The sequence below is a fragment of the Pseudomonas sp. NMS19W genome, from assembly GCF_051554255.1.
Lineage (GTDB): Bacteria > Pseudomonadota > Gammaproteobacteria > Pseudomonadales > Pseudomonadaceae > Aquipseudomonas > Aquipseudomonas kribbensis.
This window is the reverse complement of the sequence record NZ_CP136718.1, coordinates 3,532,546-3,551,796: the sequence shown is the minus strand read 5'-3', so window position 1 is coordinate 3,551,796 and position 19,251 is coordinate 3,532,546. Positions and strand designations below refer to the sequence as shown.

At 60.2% G+C, this 19,251-nt stretch carries 19 protein-coding genes; 8 read left to right on the top strand and 11 right to left on the bottom strand.

The features are described 5' to 3' along the window. Positions 1-22: 22 nt before the first annotated feature. The gene (locus tag R1A29_RS16010; protein WP_438298870.1) at positions 23-1,414 is read right to left on the bottom strand and encodes an aldehyde dehydrogenase family protein; all 1,392 of its coding nucleotides are present in this window, start codon (positions 1,412-1,414) and stop codon (positions 23-25) included. A 103-nt stretch (positions 1,415-1,517) separates the two neighbouring features. Between R1A29_RS16010 and ptrR the strand changes: the two genes are divergently transcribed. From ptrR to R1A29_RS15990, 4 genes are all read left to right on the top strand, one after another. After that, positions 1,518-2,399 carry a putrescine utilization regulator PtrR gene (gene ptrR / locus R1A29_RS16005; protein ID WP_085711607.1) on the top strand — a complete coding sequence of 294 codons (882 nt, stop codon included), beginning with the start codon at positions 1,518-1,520 and terminating at the stop codon, positions 2,397-2,399. Positions 2,400-2,487: 88 nt separating this feature from the next. After that, positions 2,488-3,150: a M24 family metallopeptidase gene (locus R1A29_RS16000; protein ID WP_438298869.1), complete on the top strand. Its 663-nt coding sequence runs from the start codon at positions 2,488-2,490 to the stop codon at positions 3,148-3,150. Between the two features lie 131 nt (positions 3,151-3,281). Continuing rightward, positions 3,282-3,710, top strand: coding sequence for a TOBE domain-containing protein (locus R1A29_RS15995; protein ID WP_438298868.1), 429 nt, complete (start codon positions 3,282-3,284; stop codon positions 3,708-3,710). A gap of 106 nt (positions 3,711-3,816) precedes the next feature. Continuing rightward, positions 3,817-4,425: a nucleotidyltransferase domain-containing protein gene (locus R1A29_RS15990; RefSeq protein ID WP_438298867.1), complete on the top strand. Its 609-nt coding sequence runs from the start codon at positions 3,817-3,819 to the stop codon at positions 4,423-4,425. Positions 4,426-4,535: 110 nt separating this feature from the next. On the opposite strand, the gene R1A29_RS15985 is transcribed toward R1A29_RS15990, so the two are convergent. The 7 genes from R1A29_RS15985 to R1A29_RS15955 form a co-directional block, all read right to left on the bottom strand. Further along, complete coding sequence (locus tag R1A29_RS15985) at positions 4,536-5,159, bottom strand: glutathione S-transferase family protein (protein WP_438298865.1); 624 nt, start codon at positions 5,157-5,159, stop codon at positions 4,536-4,538. 99 nt (positions 5,160-5,258) lie between these two features. Next, on the bottom strand, positions 5,259-6,674 hold the full coding sequence (locus tag R1A29_RS15980; RefSeq protein ID WP_085711370.1) for a purine-cytosine permease family protein: 1,416 nt from the start codon (positions 6,672-6,674) through the stop codon (positions 5,259-5,261). A gap of 289 nt (positions 6,675-6,963) precedes the next feature. Continuing rightward, on the bottom strand, positions 6,964-8,112 hold the full coding sequence (gene argE / locus R1A29_RS15975; protein WP_438298864.1) for an acetylornithine deacetylase: 1,149 nt from the start codon (positions 8,110-8,112) through the stop codon (positions 6,964-6,966). Further along, a complete protein-coding gene (locus R1A29_RS15970) occupies positions 8,109-8,786 on the bottom strand; it encodes a DUF1028 domain-containing protein (RefSeq protein WP_438298863.1) in 678 nt (225 codons plus the stop codon). The genes argE and R1A29_RS15970 overlap by 4 nt, the downstream gene beginning before the upstream one ends. 27 nt (positions 8,787-8,813) lie before the next feature. Next, positions 8,814-9,230: a RidA family protein gene (locus R1A29_RS15965; RefSeq protein ID WP_085711367.1), complete on the bottom strand. Its 417-nt coding sequence runs from the start codon at positions 9,228-9,230 to the stop codon at positions 8,814-8,816. 58 nt (positions 9,231-9,288) lie between these two features. Then, positions 9,289-10,596, bottom strand: a complete 1,308-nt coding sequence (locus tag R1A29_RS15960) for a flavin-containing monooxygenase (protein WP_438298862.1) — start codon at positions 10,594-10,596, stop codon at positions 9,289-9,291. 260 nt (positions 10,597-10,856) lie between these two features. Beyond that, on the bottom strand, positions 10,857-11,675 hold the full coding sequence (locus R1A29_RS15955; RefSeq protein WP_438298861.1) for an alpha/beta fold hydrolase: 819 nt from the start codon (positions 11,673-11,675) through the stop codon (positions 10,857-10,859). Between the two features lie 180 nt (positions 11,676-11,855). Here R1A29_RS15955 and R1A29_RS15950 point away from each other — a divergent pair, with 180 nt between their 5' ends. Beyond that, complete coding sequence (locus R1A29_RS15950; RefSeq protein WP_438298860.1) at positions 11,856-12,302, top strand: winged helix-turn-helix transcriptional regulator; 447 nt, start codon at positions 11,856-11,858, stop codon at positions 12,300-12,302. A gap of 75 nt (positions 12,303-12,377) precedes the next feature. Here the strand turns inward: R1A29_RS15950 and R1A29_RS15945 are convergent, their stop codons facing one another. Together R1A29_RS15945 and R1A29_RS15940 are read right to left on the bottom strand one after the other, a co-directional pair. Continuing rightward, positions 12,378-13,421: an LLM class flavin-dependent oxidoreductase gene (locus R1A29_RS15945; RefSeq protein WP_438298859.1), complete on the bottom strand. Its 1,044-nt coding sequence runs from the start codon at positions 13,419-13,421 to the stop codon at positions 12,378-12,380. A 67-nt stretch (positions 13,422-13,488) separates the two neighbouring features. Next, positions 13,489-13,974: a flavin reductase family protein gene (locus tag R1A29_RS15940; protein WP_007950450.1), complete on the bottom strand. Its 486-nt coding sequence runs from the start codon at positions 13,972-13,974 to the stop codon at positions 13,489-13,491. Positions 13,975-14,296: 322 nt separating this feature from the next. Here R1A29_RS15940 and R1A29_RS15935 point away from each other — a divergent pair, with 322 nt between their 5' ends. Next, positions 14,297-15,703 (top strand): purine-cytosine permease family protein, encoded by a 1,407-nt coding sequence (locus R1A29_RS15935; protein WP_438298858.1) that lies wholly within the window; start codon positions 14,297-14,299, stop codon positions 15,701-15,703. A gap of 254 nt (positions 15,704-15,957) precedes the next feature. Next, positions 15,958-17,058 carry a polyamine ABC transporter substrate-binding protein gene (locus R1A29_RS15930; RefSeq protein WP_432216914.1) on the top strand — a complete coding sequence of 367 codons (1,101 nt, stop codon included), beginning with the start codon at positions 15,958-15,960 and terminating at the stop codon, positions 17,056-17,058. Positions 17,059-17,094: 36 nt separating this feature from the next. Here the strand turns inward: R1A29_RS15930 and R1A29_RS15925 are convergent, their stop codons facing one another. Further along, positions 17,095-18,072: a TerC family protein gene (locus tag R1A29_RS15925; protein ID WP_438298857.1), complete on the bottom strand. Its 978-nt coding sequence runs from the start codon at positions 18,070-18,072 to the stop codon at positions 17,095-17,097. Positions 18,073-18,261: 189 nt separating this feature from the next. On the opposite strand from R1A29_RS15925, the gene R1A29_RS15920 reads away from it, so the two are divergent. Then, entirely contained in the window at positions 18,262-19,215 is a 954-nt protein-coding gene (locus R1A29_RS15920; RefSeq protein ID WP_438298856.1) for a Dyp-type peroxidase, read from the top strand. Positions 19,216-19,251 lie beyond the last annotated feature (36 nt).

Below are 19,251 nucleotides of genomic sequence, written 5' to 3'. Positions count from 1 at the left end.
CTTCCGGGCTTTGTTCATTGGATCAACGGCGATCCAGCCACACGGTCTGCGCATTGCAGAACTCGCGTACGCCGAAGTGCGACAGCTCGCGGCCGAAACCGCTTTTCTTCACGCCACCGAAAGTCACGCGCGGGTCGCTGGCGGAGTAGCCGTTGATGAACACCCCACCGGTTTCCAGTTCGCTGGTCAGTTGCTGGGCTAGGGCCACGTTGGCGGTGTAGATCGTGGCGGTCAGACCGAACTCGCTGTCGTTGGCCAGTGCTACGGCGTGAGCGCAGTCGCGAGCGGTGATGATCGAGGCTACCGGGCCGAATAGTTCCTGCCTGAACGAGGTCATGCGGTCGGTGACATCGGCCAGCACGGTCGGCTCATAGTAGTTGCCTGCGCCCTCGACCTTGCCGCCGCCGAGCAGCAGGGTGGCACCTTCTTCGAGGGTGTCGCGCACTTGTTGATCCAGCTCGTCACGCAGATCGAAGCGAGCCATCGGGCCGATGTAGTTGTCGGCGGACAACGGATCGCCCATCTTCAACTGACGGGTGGCTTCGACGAATTTGCGGGTGAATTCTTCGACCACGCCTTCTTCGATGATCAGGCGTTTGGCGGCGGCGCAGACCTGGCCGGAGTTCTGGTAACGACCGATCACTGCCGCTTGCACGGCTTCATCGATATCGGCGTCGTTGAGCACGATGAACGGATCGGAACCGCCCAGTTCCAGCACGCATTTCTTCAGTGCGGCACCGGCCTGTGCGCCGATGGCCATGCCGGCGCGGACGCTGCCGGTCAGGGTTACGGCAGCGATGCGCGGGTCAGCGATGGCGCTGGACACGCCTTCCGGAGTGACGTTGATCACTTCAAATACGCCATCGGCAAATCCGGCGCGCTTGAAAGCATCGCGCAGTAGATAGGCGCTGCCCATCACGTTCGGCGCATGCTTGAGCACATAGGTGTTGCCGGCAATCAGCGCCGGAACTGCACCGCGCAGTACCTGCCAGATCGGGAAGTTCCACGGCATCACGGCGAGGATCGGCCCCAGCGGACGGTACTCGATGCGCGCCTTGCCGCCTTCGACCAGGGTCGCCTCGGCGTTGAGCATGGCCGGGCCGTGTTCGGCGTACCACTCGCAGAGCTTGGCGCATTTCTCGATTTCGCCTCGGGCCTGGGCGATCGGCTTGCCCATTTCCTGAGTGATCATGGTCGCCATGGCTTCGCTGCTGTCACGCAGGGCGCCGGCCAGTGCGGTCAGGGCGCGGGAGCGGTCCTGCAAAGGCTTGCGTTTCCATTTACCGAAACCGAATGCGGCACGGGTCAGCGCGGCATCCAGGGCTTCAGCGGATTCGAAGGCGTAGTGACCGATCTGCTCGCCGGTGGCGGGGTTGATCGAGATGGCGTGGGTCTGGCTGGAAATCGGGCTCATGGCATCGTCCTGCGAGGTCAGTGGATGCGCTCAGAGTAGGGTGGCGTTTGATTTCTGGAAACTGAATAATAAAGAGCGTTTCTTTCACGATTGGAGAATGACTGTGGATCTGGTGCAACTGGAAATCTTCAAGGCTGTTGCCGAGCACGGCAGCATCAGCGCCGCGGCGGCGCAGATCCATCGCGTGCCGTCGAACCTGACGACCCGCATCAAGCAGTTGGAGGAAGATCTGGGCGTCGACCTGTTCATCCGTGAGAAAAGCCGCTTGCGTCTGTCGCCCGCCGGCTGGAGTTTTCTGGAGTACGCGCGGCGGATTCTCGATCTGGTGCAAGAGGCTCGCGCCACGGTGGCCGGCGAGGAACCTCAAGGTGCATTCCCGCTGGGCTCACTGGAAAGCACGGCGGCAGTACGGATTCCGGGTTTGTTGGCGACCTACAACCAGCAACATCCGAAGGTCGATCTGGATCTCTCGACCGGCCCTTCCGGGACGATGATCGACGGAGTGCTTTCCGGGCGCCTGGCGGCCGCGTTCGTCGACGGCCCGGTGTTGCACCCGGCCCTGGAAGGCATTCCGGCATTCGAAGAGGAAATGGTCATTATCTCGCCGCTGCATCACGGGCCGATCAAACGTGCTGCGGACGTGAATGGCGAGAATATCTACGCGTTCCGCTCGAACTGCTCCTATCGCCATCACTTCGAAAAATGGTTCAGTACCGACGCGGCGGTGCCCGGCAAGATCTTCGAAATGGAGTCCTATCACGGCATGCTCGCCTGTGTCAGCGCGGGGGCCGGCCTGGCCCTGATGCCGCGCAGCATGCTGCAGAGCATGCCGGGTTGCGCGACGGTAAGCGTCTGGCCGCTGGCGGCGGACTTTCGCTACTTGACCACGTGGCTGGTGTGGCGGCGGGGTACGGTATCGCGCAGTCTGAGCATGTTTGTGCGCTTGCTCGAAGAGCGCGGCGTGGTGCGTGCAGAAGAGAATTGACACTTTGTGTCATGGTTGTATCTTAGGCGTCCTGTTTCGCAATATAAAAAACTATACAGCGCAAGCGATTAGCCAGAAGGAATCAGCGATGACCACAGCCCTGAGCGGTAAAGAAGCAGTAGGTGAGCGTTTTGTGCTGGAGACCATGCGCCACGCCCAGCAGTTGACCTGGAAGGCCGTGGACGAGATCGCCAAGGTGATCAAACCCGGCATGCGCGAATCCGAAGCCCATGCACGTGGCAAGGAAATCCTCGTCGAACTGGGTATGGACCGGATCTGGCATCCACTGCTAATTCGCTTCGGCGCCAATACGCTCAAGACTTTCAAGGAGCGCTCCGAAGGCGACCCGGTACTGGGTGAGGAAGACATTTTCTTCATCGACATGGGCGTGGTGTGGGAAGGCCACGAAGGCGATGCCGGGGCGACGTTCGTCACCGGGTCTGATCCGCAAATGATCGCTTGCGCGGCAGCCTCCAAGGAGCTCTTCGACAAGGTCGAGGCCTTCTGGCGCCAAGGTGTAACGGGTGTCGAGCTGTACCGCTACGCCACCGATCAGGCCGAGGCCATGGGCTGGAAGTTGAACCTGGGCATCAAGGGCCACCGGGTCAGCGATTTTCCCCATGCGATTTATCGTGGCGGCAATCTCGGTGATTTCGATCAGGCGCCGAATGCCGGTGTGTGGATTCTGGAAATTCAGATCGAACACCCTGAGCTTCCTTATGGCGCGTTCTATGAAGACCTGTTGATCTGATTCACATTGGCGGTGCTAGAGTCAGGAGTCGATGTTCAAAGAGGTGCAGCGCTGTAGTTGTAACTACATAGCGCTTGTCACGATGATGCAGGCCGTTTCCTAACTTCAAAGTCAACAAAAGGACGTCCATCATGAAAGTCAGTGCCCGCAACGTGTTCAAAGGTCAGGTCAGCCAGGTTCAGGAAGGCTCGGTCAATGCGGAAGTCGTCCTGACCCTGCCGGGCGGCGAGAGACTGGTGGCGGTCGTGACCCTGGCCAGCCTCAAGAGCCTGGGCATTGCGGTGGGCAAAGAAGCCGTCGCCCTGGTCAAGGCACCTTGGGTGATGCTGATGACCGAATCCAGCGACATTCGCCTGTCGGCCCGTAACTGCCTGCAAGGCAAGGTGCTGAGCGTGACCGATGGCGCCGTCAACGCCGAGGTGGTGATCGAGCTGGCCGGCGGTTCGAAGGTCTACTCGATCGTGACCCGCGACGCGGTGAACGAATTGGGCCTGGCGGCTGGCGTCAGCGCCACTGCTGTGATCAAGGCTTCGCACATCATTCTGGGTGTGCCGGCCTGATCTATCCGCCGGTTCAATGACTGTAAGAAAAAGTGCCGGGCTCAAGCGAGCCCGGCACTTTTTTTGTTTCAATGCCCGGATAAAGCCAGGGACTGGAGAACGGCGAATGACGGCTCAGAAACATCTACCGGATCAAGCGGCATGGAGCCCTTGGACACCCACTGATTTATTCCAGCGACTCGAACACGTCGATCGGCCCTGGTGCATCGTAGGTGGATGGGCGCTTGATATCTGGCAGGGACAGCAAACCCGAGCGCATGAAGATCTGGAATTCACCATCCTGCGCGAAGACTTCCCGGTATTTCGCGCGGCACTGGGACCACTGGATTTCTATATGGTCAAGGGCGGCGTCTTTGAACTGCTGGAATCAAATCGCGAACCTGCTGCCGACATTTTTCAGATCTGGTGTTTTGATATCGAGGCGCACGCCTGGCGGGTCGACATGATGATTGAACCGGGTACGCCAGACAGGTGGGTTTACAAGCGCGATACGTCGATCACTGGCGAACGCAGTGAAATGGTCCGCACCAACGATGCGGGCATTCCCTACCTCAGGCCTGCGGCCATTTTGTTGTTCAAGGCCAGACACCTCAGGGCAAAGGATCAAGCGGACTTCAATTTCACCTTGCCCGGACTTTCGCTCGGGGAGCGGCAATGGTTGATGGAGCATCTGGCCCAGGTACACCCGGGGCATGAGTGGCTGGCGAAAATCTGAAGGTAGAGATCATGGTCGGTGTTCGTTGCGTGGATCAAAGCAACCAGCTCAAAGACGCCTGCCTGGTCAGTGTCGGCTCGTGCGAGGCGTTCAAGGGTGACTGACGTCGATCACGGCGTGCCGTTGCGCCCGTGAAGCAAATAGCTGGGGCGCTGGCTCAACCGTTCGTAGTAGGCAGTCACCGCCGACAGGTGCGGATGCTCCACCGGCGTCTCGAACCAGCGATTGACCGACAGGCCGATAGGGATGTCGGCGAGGGAAAACTGCTCGCCGCTGACATAGGCGCCGGTCTTTTGCAGCTGTCGGTCGAGGATCTCCATGTGCCTTGCCCACTCCCGGCAACCGGCCGCAAGAGCCAGGCTGTCCTGATGCGCGGGTGACTGGCGTACCAGCGACATGAACGCATACGACCAGGACTTGTTCAGCTCCGAAGCCTGCCAGTCGATCCATTGGTCCACCCGCGCGCGGGCGCGCGCCTCGCTCGGGTAAAGTTGTTCGCCGACATAGCGCGACGCGAGATAACGAATGATTGAGTTCGATTCCCACAACGTGAAGTCATCGTCTTGAATCACCGGCACCATCGCGCAGGGATTGAGTGCGAGGAACTCCGGTGTCAACGTCGATTGAAAACCTGAGCCCCAGTCTTCGCGTTCGAAGGAAAGGTTCAATTCAGCACAGGTCCACAGCACTTTACGCACGTTGATCGATGAGGCTTTGCCCAGAATTCGCAGCATTGGATTTCCATCTCCGGTTATGGTCGGGCGTAAAGAAATAGCACAACGCAAAGCAGAAGGCCCGCACATGGCGGGCCTTGTTTGTTCAGCTCGTTAACTTCAGAGACTGCCCGCCAGTTTCCCGGTCATCAGCCGCCGACGATAAGCACTGTCACGACTGGCCAGCCAGAAATACAGCGGCGACGTCACCAGCAATCCCACCAGCCAGGAAAGGTCCGCGCCGTTGATATGCGCCGACACCGGGCCGACGTACAGCGGTGTGTTCATGAACGGAATTTGCACCACGATGCCGATCGCATACGCCAGCAAGGCCTGCGGGTTATAGCGGCCGTAGATGCCGCCGTCGACCTGGAAGATCGAGGCGATGTCGTACTGACCTTTGTGGATGGCGTAGAAGTCGATCAGGTTGATCGCTGTCCACGGCACCAACACCACCAGCAGCACCAGCACCATGTCGACGAAGTGCCCGATGAAGTCTGACGACGCGCCCACGGCAGCGAAGCAGCAGGCCAGCAGCACGATCAGCGAAATCACCGCGCGGCTCTTGGCGGTCGGAATCCAGCGGTAGGCGAAGGTCTGCACCAGGGTGATCAGCGACAGCACGGCGCCGTACAGGTTGAGCGCGTTGTGGCTGATTACGCTGAGCAGGAACAGCACCAGCATCAACGGGCCGATCGAGCCGGTGGCGAGTTTCACCGCGTCCATGGTGTCCATGCCCACCGGGGTTGCCAGCACGGCGACTGCCCCGAAGATGAACGACAGGCTGGAGCCCAGTGCGGAGCCGAGGTAAGTGGTCCAGAACGTCGCGGCCACCGGCACATTGGCTGGCAGGTAACGCGAGTAATCCGACACGTACGGCGCAAACGCAATCTGCCACAACGCTGCCAGCGACACGGTGGCGAGCCAGCCCGAAAGATTGAAACTGCCACGGGTGAGGAAGTCAGCGGTCTGCACGTGAGTCAGGATGTAGCCGAAGCCGACCACGATGCCGATCCCCAGCACCCAGGTGCCGATGCGGTTGAGCACGTGGATGAAGCGGTAACCGATGATCCCGATGATCCCCGAACCCAACGCGCCGATGACGATGCCGACCGGCACCGGAACACTGTCGACCACGCCATGCAGGGACTTGCCGGCCAGCACGATGTTGGAGGCGAAGAAGCCGATGTACATGACGCCGGCAATCAACACCACCAGCAGTGCGCCGAGGGAGCCGAATTGTGCGCGGCTCTGGATCATCTGCGGGATGCCCATCTGCGGGCCTTGGGCCGAGTGCAGCGCCATCAGCACACCGCCGACCAGATGGCCGACCAGAATGGCAACGATGCCCCACACCAGGTTCAGGTGAAACAACTGCACGCCGAGGGCGCCGGTGACGATGGGCAACGGCGCGATGTTGCCGCCGAACCAGAGGGTGAACAGATCTCGAACCTTTCCGTGGCGATCTTCGGGCGGCACGTAGCCGATCGTGTGTTTCTCAATGAGCGGTGCGGACGTTGTTGCAGAGGTGGCCATGACGAACTCCAAGGCAAGGACGAGTACGTGGACGTACTTCAGTGAGCGCCGGCACGGACGGCGCATTTCTTGTTGGGGTTGATCATGGGCAAGGAAAGGGGAGAGATAAATTAGTAGTTTTGTTGCTTCAGGCGTTAAAAAAACGAGGCTCTCCGGTCAGATATAAACGCTCTGTCTCGGGCGTTTCAGCGCCATGAACGACAATGCAGCTGACCTCCATTGGAGCAGCTGTCTGTCGGTGTTATTGCGGCTTGGCTGCGGACTTTTATCCAGCAGCCAGACCGTTTTTTCAAAGGCGAATCGACGCCAGCATCCGTTGCAGCATCGCATCGCAGGCCGTGAGCTGATCGCGGCTGACGAACTCGTCCGGCTTGTGGCCCTGATCCATGCTGCCAGGCCCGCACACCACCGTGGGAATCCCCACGGCGTCGAACAATCCGCCTTCGGTGCCAAAAGCCACGGTGCCGAAATCGTCCGAGCCACAGAACGTGGCGATCAATTGCGCAGCTTGGCTCCGGGCATCAGTCGCCAGTCCCGGATACGCCGACAGTTCGCTGAAGCGGATATCACTCTGCCCGCTGACGGCCCGCATGCGCGGCAGCATCTGCTGCTCGGCGTAAACCTTGAGCTGCTGGGCGACGACCGCCGGATCCTGCGAGGGCAGGGCGCGGATTTCGAAGTCGAAACGGCAGTCGGCAGGGACGATGTTCAGGGCTTTTCCGCCACTGATCACACCGGTTTGCACTGTGGAATACGGCGGGTCGAAACGCGGATCGAGGTGCTCATCCTTGAGTTGCCGGCCGATGCGTCCCAGCTCGCCGATCAATTCGGCGGCGCATTCGATGGCATTGACCCCAAGCGGCGCATAGGCCGAGTGACACGCGTGCCCCTGGACATCGCAACGCATCGCCAGTTTGCCCTTGTGCCCGAGCACCGGTTTGAGTTCGGTCGGTTCGCCGATGATGCACAGCAGCGGTTTGACCGGACGCTGCTCCAGCACCTTGAGCAACGAGCGCACACCGAGGCAGCCGACCTCTTCGTCAAAGGACAAGGCAATGTGCACTGGCATACGCAACGGTGCTTTGACCAACGAAGGCACCAACGCCAGCACGCAGGCGATGTAGCCCTTCATGTCCGCCGTGCCACGACCGTAAAGCTTGCCGTCACGCTCGCTGAGTTCGAACGGTGGCACGGTCCATGGCTGGCCATCGGCAGGCACCACATCGGTGTGCCCCGACAACACGATGCCCGGCTGATCGGCCGGGCCAATCGTGGCGAACAGGTTGGCCTTGCTGCGCTCATCGTTGTAGATCAGCTCGCACGGCACATCGAACCGTTCGAGGTAGTCGCGCACGAAGTCGATCAATTGCAGGTTGGACTCGCGGCTGGTGGTGTCGAACCCCACCAGCGTCTTGAGCAACGCGACGCTGTCGCTCATCGGTCGTCTCCGGCAACCCCGTAGCCCGGCGCCTTGGCCGGATCGAGGGCGCGGTCGATATAGTCCTGCAGCTGCGGGCGATAGGCGTCCCAGAGTTTCTGCAGCTGGCCGATCGGGTCTTCATCGGCCCAGTCCACCCGCAGATTGACGATGGGCCAGGTCAGTTCGCCGACCACGACCACGGCTGCCGAATGCACCGGGCCTGCTTCACCGCCCAGGGCCTGGGCGGCATGCAAGGCCTTGAGCAGGCGATCGGCCAATTGGCCTTCGCCATCCTCGAAGGCGCTGACCATGGCTTCGATCACCGAGCGCCCGGCGAGCATGTTGCCCGCCGCCACGCATTGCTCACCCGACACCGCGTTGTGTACTCCAAGAGTTTGTGCACCGCTGAAATGCGCGGTCTGGCCAAGGTGGTTGATTGCCGTGATCTGCCGGTACTGACTGTAGCCATTGCGGGTCAGCACCGTGTCCAGCGCCGCCTCTGGCGACAGGCCTTGCTCCATCAGGGCGAGCACTTCCGGGCCGAGGGAGGGCAGGGTGATGTTCTGGCTCGACACCGCGCCGACCCCCGGCAACAACCACGGGCAGCGGGCGCCGACGGCGATGCTGGAGGAACTGATGGCGATGCCGAACTGACCGGTTTCGGGGCAGCGGGCGGCAATGGAAAATGTCATGTGTGGCCTCCTTTCGCTAAGGTCTAATTACTCGGGAATCACCGCAACCACATCGATCTCCATCAGCCACTGCGGCTGACCCAGCGCCGACACCACCAGCCCGGTGGAGATCGGGAATACGCCTTTCAGCCATTTGCCGACTTCCTGATACACCGGCTCGCGGTAGCGCGGGTCGATCAGGTACGTGGTGGTCTTGACGATGTGGCTCAGGTCGCTGCCGGCCTCTTCGAGCAGTTGCTTGACGTTGCGCATCGCCTGTTCGGCCTGCGCGCGCGGGTCGCCGAGGCCGACCAGTTCACCATCGAAATTGGTGCCGACCTGACCACGGACATACACGGTATTGCCGGCACGCACGGCCTGGCACAGATCGTTGTCCAGGGTCTGATTCGGGTAGGTGTCCTTGGTGTTGAACATGCGGATGCGGGTGTGGGTTGGCTGACTCATGTGGGGCTCCTGACGAAATCGGACCCGGCGCGACAGGCGCCGGGATTGAAGAGGGAAATCAAGCGTCGACGGTGTCGGCGGTTTTGTTGTGCAGTACGGCTTCGCGTTGCTCGGCATCGCGATAGGCCAGGTATTTGCGCTGGGTGGCGATGTGATCGGCCACGTGCTTGGCGTCGTGCCACACGCCCCAGATGAACGACGAACCGCGTCGCGACTGCCACGGCAGACCGAGGAAATACACACCCGCTTCGCTGGACACACCGCGCTGGTGTTGTGGTTTGCCGTTGTCGTCGAACGCGGCAACTTTCAGCCAGGAATAGTCCACGGCAAACCCGGTGGCCCAGATGATCGAGGTGATGCCGGCGGCGGCCAGATCGAGATCGGCCAGCGGGTTTTTCACGCATTCAGGGTCCGGATAGGTTTCCCGGGCTTCCGGTTCCAGCGGCAGATCCAGACCGTTGCGTTCGATGTAGGCGTCGGCGGCATCCAGCAGCGCAAGGTAGTTCTCGTCGCCACGCTTGAGGTTGTCGCGCAGGTCTTGCTTGAAGGTCACCACGCCGTTGCTGAACGACTCGGTCACACCGACCAGAGTCATGCCGCGATGGGCCAGACCACGGAAGTCGATAGTGCGGCCACCGTGGGCGCCGCTGACGGCGATGGTCACGTGCTCGCGGCCGGGTTTCATTGCGGCCTGATCCCACTCGCCGAGCACGCCGAGCCACCAGCAGAAATCACGGTTGCGATAAGCGCGAGGCGGGCGGTCATGGGCGCCGACCGAGAGATACACCTGCTTGCCCGAACGCTGCAGTTCATCGGCGATCTGCACGCCCGACGAACCGGCGCCGACCACCAGCACCGCGCCGGCCGGCAGTTGTTGCGGGTTGCGATAGTCGGCCGAGTGAATCTGCAGCAGGCGTTCATCTTTCGGCGCAATGGCCGGAATCACCGGGCGCTGGAACGGGCCAGTCGCAGCGACGACGCGGGCGGCTTCGATCACGCCTTCGGAAGTCTCGACGGTGAAGCCCGGACGACCGACATTGCGCACTACGCTCTTCACATCCACGCCGGTGCGGATCGGCGCGTTGAATTTTTTCGCATAGGCTTCGAAGTAGTCCGCAACGCGTTCCTTGTGGGCAAAACCATCCGGATCGACATCGTCGAATTCCATCCCCGGAAAGCGGTCGTGCCACGCCGGACCGTTGGCCACCAGCGAATCCCAGCGCCCGGTGCGCCAGCGTTCGGCGATGCGGCTGCGCTCCAGCACCAGGTGCGGCACCCCGAGTTTGCTCAGGTGTTCACTCATGGCCACACCCGCTTGACCGGCGCCGACAACAAGCGTGTCTGTTTTTATTATTTCAGTGGTCATCTCTGATCCCTTCTCACGAGGCCGTTGGATTCAGGCCGCTGTCGACCTGTTCTCTGTGCTTGGGATCAGACTAGGGAGGGGGTGGTTATCGGTAAAATATTATTAAGCTGGCATGTGAAGATAAAAACGTGATGCAGAGGCTTCAAAGCCCCGTAAATGCTGGGCCTCGCCATGGCACCGGAATCCGGGACAACGAAAAAAAAGGGCCGTCGACAGGGTAGTCGGCAGCCCTTTGCAAGGCGTGTTCGGATCACTCGGACTCAGCGATCGAGAAACGCCAGCAGGTCTTCATTCAATTGCTGCGCATGGGTCACGGCGAAGCCGTGCGGTGCGCCGGCATACACCTTCAATTCGGCGCCCTCGATCTGCGCGGCGGCGCGTTTGCCGGTGGTTTCGAACGGCACGATCTGGTCGCCATCGCCGTGAATCACCAGGGTCGGCACATCGATTTTCGCCATGTCCGGGCGGAAGTCGGTTTCCGAAAATGCGGTGACGCAATCCACGGTGCCCTTCAGCGAGGCGAGCAGGGCGATATTCAGGGTTTGCGTCAGCACGCCTTCGGAGACTTTCTGGCCCTGATTGGTGCCGTAGAACGGCGCGGCGAAATCGGCGATGAACTGCGCGCGGTCCTTCAGCAGGCCGGCCTTGATCCCGTCGAACACCGATTTGTCGACGCCCTCGGCAAAGTCCGGTTTCTTGCCGAACAGCGGCGTCACTGCGCCCAGCAGCACCAGACCGGCAACGCGTTCGCTGCCGTGGCGTGCGATGTAGCGGCTGACATCGCCGCCGCCCATGGAGAAGCCGACCAGAGTCACGTCACGCAGGTCGAGGTGCTCGATCAACTGCGCGATGTCGTCGGCGAAAGTGTCGTAGTCGTAGCCGGTCCACGGCTGCCCGGAGCGGCCGAAACCGCGACGGTCGAAGGCGATGGTGCGGTAGCCACGACTGCTCAGGTATTCCATCTGGTATTCCCACATGTCGGCGTCCAGCGGCCAACCGTGGCTGAACAGCACGGGCCTGCCGCTGCCCCAGTCCTTGAAATAGATCTCGGTGCCGTCTTGGGTGGTGAACGTGCTCATGGAAACTCCTTGGGTGTGGGCCTGTGTGGATGCCGTGATGGCAGCGATCACTATCGCTACAAAGCGCATTGGCCACTTGTACGCAGGTGCTAAGTTCGAGGTGTACGGCGTTATCGGTTTTGTAGCCTGAGTTGTAAGATGCAACCGCATCCCATCTTTCGTTTGCTGGAGATATACGAAATGAAGCGCAAAAGCCTTGCCGGCGATGTCTGCCCGGTCGCCCGGGCGCTGGACCTGATCGGCGACTGGTGGTCGTTGCTGATCGTCCGTGATGCGCTGGAAGGCATCCGCCGTTTCGGCGATTTCGAGAGAAGTCTGGAAATCGCCAAGAACATCTTGAGCGTTCGCCTCAAAGGCCTGGTGGAGCGCGACATCCTGCGCCTGGTGCCGGCTTCCGATGGCAGTGCTTACAAGGAATACGTACTGACGGAAAAGGGCCGGGCGCTGCAAACCGTGATCGTCGCGCTGTCGCAGTGGGGCGGGGAGTTCATGTTCGAGCCCGGTGAGTCGGGGTCAGTGATGGTGGATGCGCAGAAGGGGAAGCCGATCAGGAAGCTTGAGCTGTTGTCGGCTGATGGGCGCCAGTTGGCTGCGGAAGATATCGCGACAACCTCGACTGCGTACTGACACCTGCGTCAGGTGGAAAAAAGCGCCCCGACGTTCTGCTCGGGGCACTTCTGCATTCAGGGCCGCTTGGCGTATTTAACGAAACGCCGGCACCACATGCTTGATAAACAACTCCAACGACTTCTTCTTCTCCGCATGCGGCAAGCTGTTATCGCACCAGAAACTGAACTCATCCACTCCCAGTTCCTGGTAGTACTTGATCCGCGGAATGATCTCTTCCGGCGTACCGATCATCGCGGTCTTGTGCAGGCTCTCCAGCTCAAACTCCGGCCGACCGGCAAATTTCTCTTCCGGGCTCGGGGCGAGGAAGCCGTTCACTGGCACTTCCTTGTTGCCGAACCACGCATCGAAGGTGCGGTAGAAACGTGAAATCGCCTTGGCGCCGACCTTCCAGCCTTCAGGGTCATCCACTGCATGTACGTGGGTATGACGCAGCACCATCAATTGCGGACGCGGTACGTCGGGATTGTTGTCCAGCGCGGTCTGGAATTTGTTCTTCAGGTCGAGGACTTCTTCATCGCCCTTCATCAACGGCGTGACCATCACGTTGCAGCCGTTGGCTACGGCGAAGTTGTGTGAGTCCGGGTCGCGGGCGGCGATCCACATTGGTGGGTTGGGTTTCTGGATCGGTTTCGGCACGCTGGTCGACGTAGGGAATTTCCAGATGTCGCCATTGTGGGCGTAGTCGCCTTGCCACAGGGCGCGGACCACCGGGACCATTTCCCGCAACGCCTGGCCGCCGCTGGAAGCAGGCATGCCGCCGGCCATGCGGTCGAATTCAACCTGATAGGCGCCACGAGCCAGGCCGACTTCCATCCGGCCGTTGCTGATGACGTCGAGCAGGGCACATTCCCCGGCGACCCGCAGCGGGTGCCAGAACGGCGCAATGATGGTACCGGCGCCGAGGTGAATGGTGGTGGTTTTGGCGGCGAGGTAGGCCAGCAGCGGCATCGGGCTCGGCGAGATGGTGTATTCCATGGCGTGGTGTTCGCCGATCCACACGGTGCTGAAACCGCCAGCCTCGGCCATCAACGTCAGTTCGGTCAGGTCTTCGAACAGTTGACGGTGGCTGACGCTTTCGTCCCAGCGTTCCATGTGTACGAACAGGGAAAATTTCATGACGCTACCTCGGATCTCTTGTGGTCGGCCGGTCGCATGCAGGCCTGTTTAAATGCAATCGTGCGGATCAGGCGAAGGCGGGCAGGGCGCCCATCTTGCCGTGGCAATACACCAGGGGGCCGGCGTCCTGTTGGGGCACGATGAGGTTCTTCACCGCACCGACCATGATCGCGTGGTCGCCGCCTTCGTATTCGCGCCACAGCTCACATTCGATGATAGCTGTCGCGTTGGCCAGGATCGGGTTGCCCAGTTCGCTCAGCGTCCACTCGATGCCCTGGGCCTTGTCCTTGCCTTTGCGGGCGAACGCGTAGGCTTCGCTCTGCTGGCCGCCGGACAACACGTGAATGGCAAAACGTTTGTTCTTGATCAGAACGGGATAGGAATCGGAGCTGTAGTTGGGGCAGAACAGCACCAGGGCCGGGTCCATCGACAGCGAACTGAATGCGCTGGCGGTCAGGCCGACGATCTGGCCGTCGTCATCCAGCGTGGTGATGACGGTGACGCCGGACGGGAACGAGCCCATGACTTGTTTGTAGACGGCAGCATCGATCATTGGTCAATCCTCGAGTGCGGTGAAGCGTGTTTTTATTCGTTTGTGGGTCTGATGGTATACCGTAATACATCGATTGCAAGCGCTTTTTTGGTGAAACGATAAACGTGGTGCATTCGTCGGAAACTCAACATTTACGGGGCTTTCGTCTAGCCGTAAAGCCTGGCTATCGGGGAGGATGCCGGATCAGTTACCGCCGCAAACAGCGGATCAGTCTTGTGAAAATGTTGGAATACCATAATATGGTGTTCATCTGAGGGGCGGCCAAGAACGTCCCCGGTTTGGCTTCATACAACGATAAGAACAGACCCAATCGAGTTCATATATGTCCCAGATGTCCCGGCAAGATCCGTTGATCGAGAATCACACGGTCGACTACGTCCCACTCGCGGAACGCCACGGGAAGGCCCGCGACCTATTCACCCTTTGGTTCAGCACCAACATTGCGCCACTGCCCATCGTCACCGGCGCCATGGTGGTTCAGGTGTTTCATCTCGACCTGTTCTGGGGGCTGCTGGCGATTGCGCTGGGGCACATGATCGGCGGGGTGGTGATTGCACTGGCGTCGGCGCAAGGTCCGCGCATGGGCATTCCGCAAATGGTGCAGAGTCGTGGCCAGTTCGGGCGCTACGGTGCGCTGTTGATCGTGTTTTTCGCCGCAATCATCTACATCGGTTTCTTCATTTCCAACATCGTGCTCGCGGGCAAATCCATCGTCGGCATAGCGCCGTCGGTACCGGCACCGTTGAGCATCCTCATCGGTGCCCTCAGCGCCACGGCCATCGGCGTGATCGGCTACAACTTCATACATACGCTCAATCGCATCGGCACATGGGTGATGGGCAGTGCGTTGCTGGCCGGGTTCATCTACATCTTTGCCCACGACTTGCCGGCAGACTTCTTCACCCGTGGCAGCTTCAATCTGTCCGGGTGGCTGGCGACGGTGTCGCTGGGCATCATCTGGCAGATCAGTTTCTCGCCGTATGTGTCTGACTATTCCCGCTACCTGCCGGCGGACATCGGCATCGGCAAGCCATTTATCGCGACTTATCTGGGCGCTACGCTGGGCACGATTCTGTCGTTCACCTTCGGTGCGGTAGCGGTGTTGGCGACGCCCGAAGGCACCGAGGCGATGGCGGCGGTCAAGCAGTCCACCGGTTGGCTGGGGCCGATTCTGATGGTGCTGTTCCTGCTCAACATCATCAGCCACAACGCGCTGAATCTGTATGGCGCGGTGTTGTCGATCATCACCTCGATCCAGACCTTCGCCAGCCAGTGGACGCCGAGCATCAAGGTGCGAGTGATCCTGTCGAGCGTCGTGCTGGCGGGTTGTTGCGTGGTGGCGCTGGGGGCTTCGGCGGATTTCATTTCCGAGTTCATCGGCCTGATTCTGGCGCTGCTGCTGGTACTGGTGCCGTGGGCGTCGATCAACCTGATCGACTTCTACCTGATCAAGCGCGGCAGTTACGACATCGCCTCGATTTTCCGCGCCGATGGCGGGATCTACGGGCGCTTCAATCTGCACGCGATCATTGCCTATTTCATCGGCATCATCGTGCAGTTGCCGTTTGCCAACACTTCGTTGTACGTCGGCCCCTACGCCAACCTGGTGGACGGTGCGGACCTGTCGTGGCTGGTCGGCCTGATCGTGACCTGCCCGTTGTATTACTGCCTGGCGACGCGTGGGCAAACCCAAAAGAGCAGGGCGACGAGGTTGGGCTATACCGACTGATCGCTCGCCGTCTGTTCAAACAATGCCCGGCCACTCGCCGGGCATTGTCGTTTCAGTATTCTGACGGTCACGCAAATTGGCCATATCGATCCCCTTTTTGGCCAATCGGCTACTGTGCGCCTTGTGCGCTTGTCGGCAAGAATCGAAGCCACAACAAGACGCTGCACCTTCCTTGCCCTTGGCTGACCTGACAGCCGCTGCCGTGTACAGAACATAAAAACCATCGACTCACGCTGCATTCGGGGAAACACAACATGGTCACGATGAAACGCATTCTGGGCGCTACTGTTTGCGGGCTGACGCTGCTGGCCGGCGCCGTCCAGGCCGAACAGCGCGAACTGCGGGTATACAACTGGGCGGATTACATCCTGCCGTCGGTGCCCAAGGATTTCGCCGCCAAAAGCAACATCAAAGTGACCTGGGACACCTTCGACACCAACGAATCCCTCGAAGCCAAACTGCTGACCGGCAACTCCGGCTACGACCTGGTGGTGCCGTCGAACCAGTTCCTCGATACCCAGATCAAGGCCGGCGTGTTCCAGAAACTCGACAAGTCCAAACTGCCGAACTGGAGTCACCAGGATCCGGCGCTGCTCAAGTTGCTCGATTCCAACGACCCCGGCAATCAGTACGGCGTGCCGTACATGGTCGGCACGGTGCTGATCGGTTTCAACCCGGCCAAGGTCAAGGCTGCGCTGGGCGAGAATGCGCCGGTGGACAGCTGGGATCTGGTGTTCAAACCCGAGAACATGGAAAAGCTCAAATCCTGCGGCGTGGCGATGCTCGATTCGCCGTCGGAAATCCTCCCGCTGGCCCTGCATTATCTGGGCCTGGACCCGAACAGCCAGAACCCGGCCGACTATGAAAAAGCCAAGGACCTGATGCTCAAGGTTCGCCCCTATGTCACCTATTTCAACTCAGCGAAGTACATGACCGACATCGCCAACGGCGACATCTGCGTGGCCATCGGTTATTCCGGCAGCTTCTACCAGTTCGGCAACCGTGCCAAAGAAGCGAAAAACGGTGTGGTGGTCGATTGGCGTCTGCCGAAGGAAGGCGCGCCGATCTGGTTTGATACCTTCGCCATTCCGAAGAGCGCGAAGAACGTTGAGGAGGCCCACGAGTTCCTCAACAACCTGCTCGATCCGAAGGTCATTGCCTCGATCAGCGACTTCCTCGGCTACCCGAATGCCAACAAGGATTCGCTGCCGCTGATCAACAAGGAAATCACCGGCAACCCGAACCTGACACCGACCAGTGAAGCGCTTAAGACGCTGTACGTGGTGCAGCCATTGCCGCAGAAACTGGAGCGGGTGCGGACGCGGGTGTGGACCAGCATCAAGTCCGATAAATAGGTTCAAAGCCGTGGGAGCCGTTTGCTCCCACGGATGTCATTTCGCCTGACTTTCTTCGGGCGACTTGTCCTTCGTCAGCACCAGACTGAGCAACACCGACGCCAGAATCAGCCCGCCGACAATCGCCAGCGACCACTCCACCGGCATGTGAAACCACGGCATCGCCGTCATCTTCCCGCCGATGAACACCAGCACCAGCGCCAGTCCGTACTTGAGCAGATGAAAGCGGTCGGCCATGTCCGCCAGCAGAAAATACAGCGCCCGCAGCCCCATGATCGCGAAGATGTTCGAGGTGAAAATGATGAACGGATCGGTCGTCACCGCGAAGATTGCCGGGATGCTGTCGACCGCAAACATCAGGTCGCTGGCCTCGATCAGCACCAGCACCAGAAACATCGGAGTGGCCCAACGCACGCCGTTCTGCAGCACGAAAAAGCGCTCGCCATGAAAGCCGTTGGTGATCCGCAAATGCCCGCGCACCCAGCGCAGGAGCGGGTTGTTATCGAGGTCGGGCTGCTGGTCGGCGAACACCAGCATCTTGATCCCGGTGATGATCAGGAACACACCGAACACATACAGCAACCAGGTGAACTGCGACACCAGCCACACCCCGGCAAAAATCATCGCCGCGCGCATCACGATCGCCCCCAGCACGCCGTACAGCAGCACCCGGCGCTGTAACTCCGGCGGCACGGCGAAGTAGCCGAAAATCATCACGAAGACGAACATGTTGTCGATCGACAGCGACTGCTCGATCAGGTAACCGGTGAGGAATTCCAGGGTCTTGACCTTGGCGATTTCGGGACCGAATTCGCCGTTGAGATACCACCAGAGCAACCCGGCGAAAGCCATCGCCAACATGCACCAGGCAATGACCCAAGATGAGGCTTCGCGCACCGAGACCCGATGGGCCTTGCGCCCGCCGAAGACAAACAGGTCAACGGCCAGCATGGCGAGGACAAAAACGATGAAGGCGGCCCACATCCAGGGTTCGCCGATGTTGATGGGGTGCATGTCGTTCTCCCTGTCCTTATGTTTTTCGGGGTAGACGGGGCCATGCTAGTAGGAGAATTCCGACGAAGAAAAATCGTTTATTTCGTGGGTATTGTTCGTGAATAACGAAGTGTCGAGCGCCACGGGTAGCGCACGGGTAATACTTCATTCGACACTTCTTTGCTAACCTCGCTGTCGAGCCAGCCCACCATGCCAGGAGCGACGATCATCGACACGCCAGATCCTCAAGCCGTCTGCAGCCCGATCACCAGCGCTGCGATCTTCATCGTGGCGACCCTTAACGCCGAAGCCGAGGCGGCCGAAACCGTCCGCAGTTGGTGCGCCGATATCGCGGGCCTGACACGCTCGGTCGGCAAGCGCGTGCCCTCGGGCAACCTGTCCTGTGTCTGCGGGTTTTCTTCCAGCGCGTGGGATCGTCTGTTCGGCAGCCCGCGACCGGCGTCGCTGCATGACTTTCGCGAATTCGGTGTAGAAGGGCGGCGCGCCGTCTCCACGCCCGGCGACCTGTTGCTGCACATTCGTGCCGATCAGATGGACCTGTGTTTCGAGCTGGCGACGCAACTGATGTCGGCACTGGACGGTGCCGTTACGGTCACCGACGAGGTGCAAGGTTTCCGCTATTTCGACATGCGCAGCATCATCGGTTTCGTCGACGGCACGGAGAATCCGGTCGGCCGCAAAGCCGAGCATTTCACCCTCGTAGGCGATGAAGATCAGACGTTCAGCGGCGGCAGTTATGTGCTGGTGCAGAAGTATCTGCACAACATGAAGGCGTGGAACGAATTGCCGGTCGAAGCGCAGGAACGGGTGATCGGGCGGACCAAGCTGTCCGATATCGAGCTGGATGATTCGGTCAAACCGAGCAATTCCCACAGCGCGTTGACCACCATCACCAAGGATGGTGAAGAGGTGAAAATCCTGCGCGACAACATGCCGTTTGGTCGGCCCGGCGCAGGTGAGTTCGGCACTTATTTCATCGGTTACGCACGTTCGCCCGAGCCGCTGGAGCAGATGCTGGAGAACATGTTCGTCGGCAAGCCGCCCGGCAATTACGACCGGTTGCTGGACTTCAGTACGGCGGTGACCGGCAGTCTGTTCTTCGTGCCTTCGGCGGATTTGCTGGAAGAGCTGGCAGAGCGATAAAAAAACGGCGGGATCAATCGATCCCGCCGTTTTGCA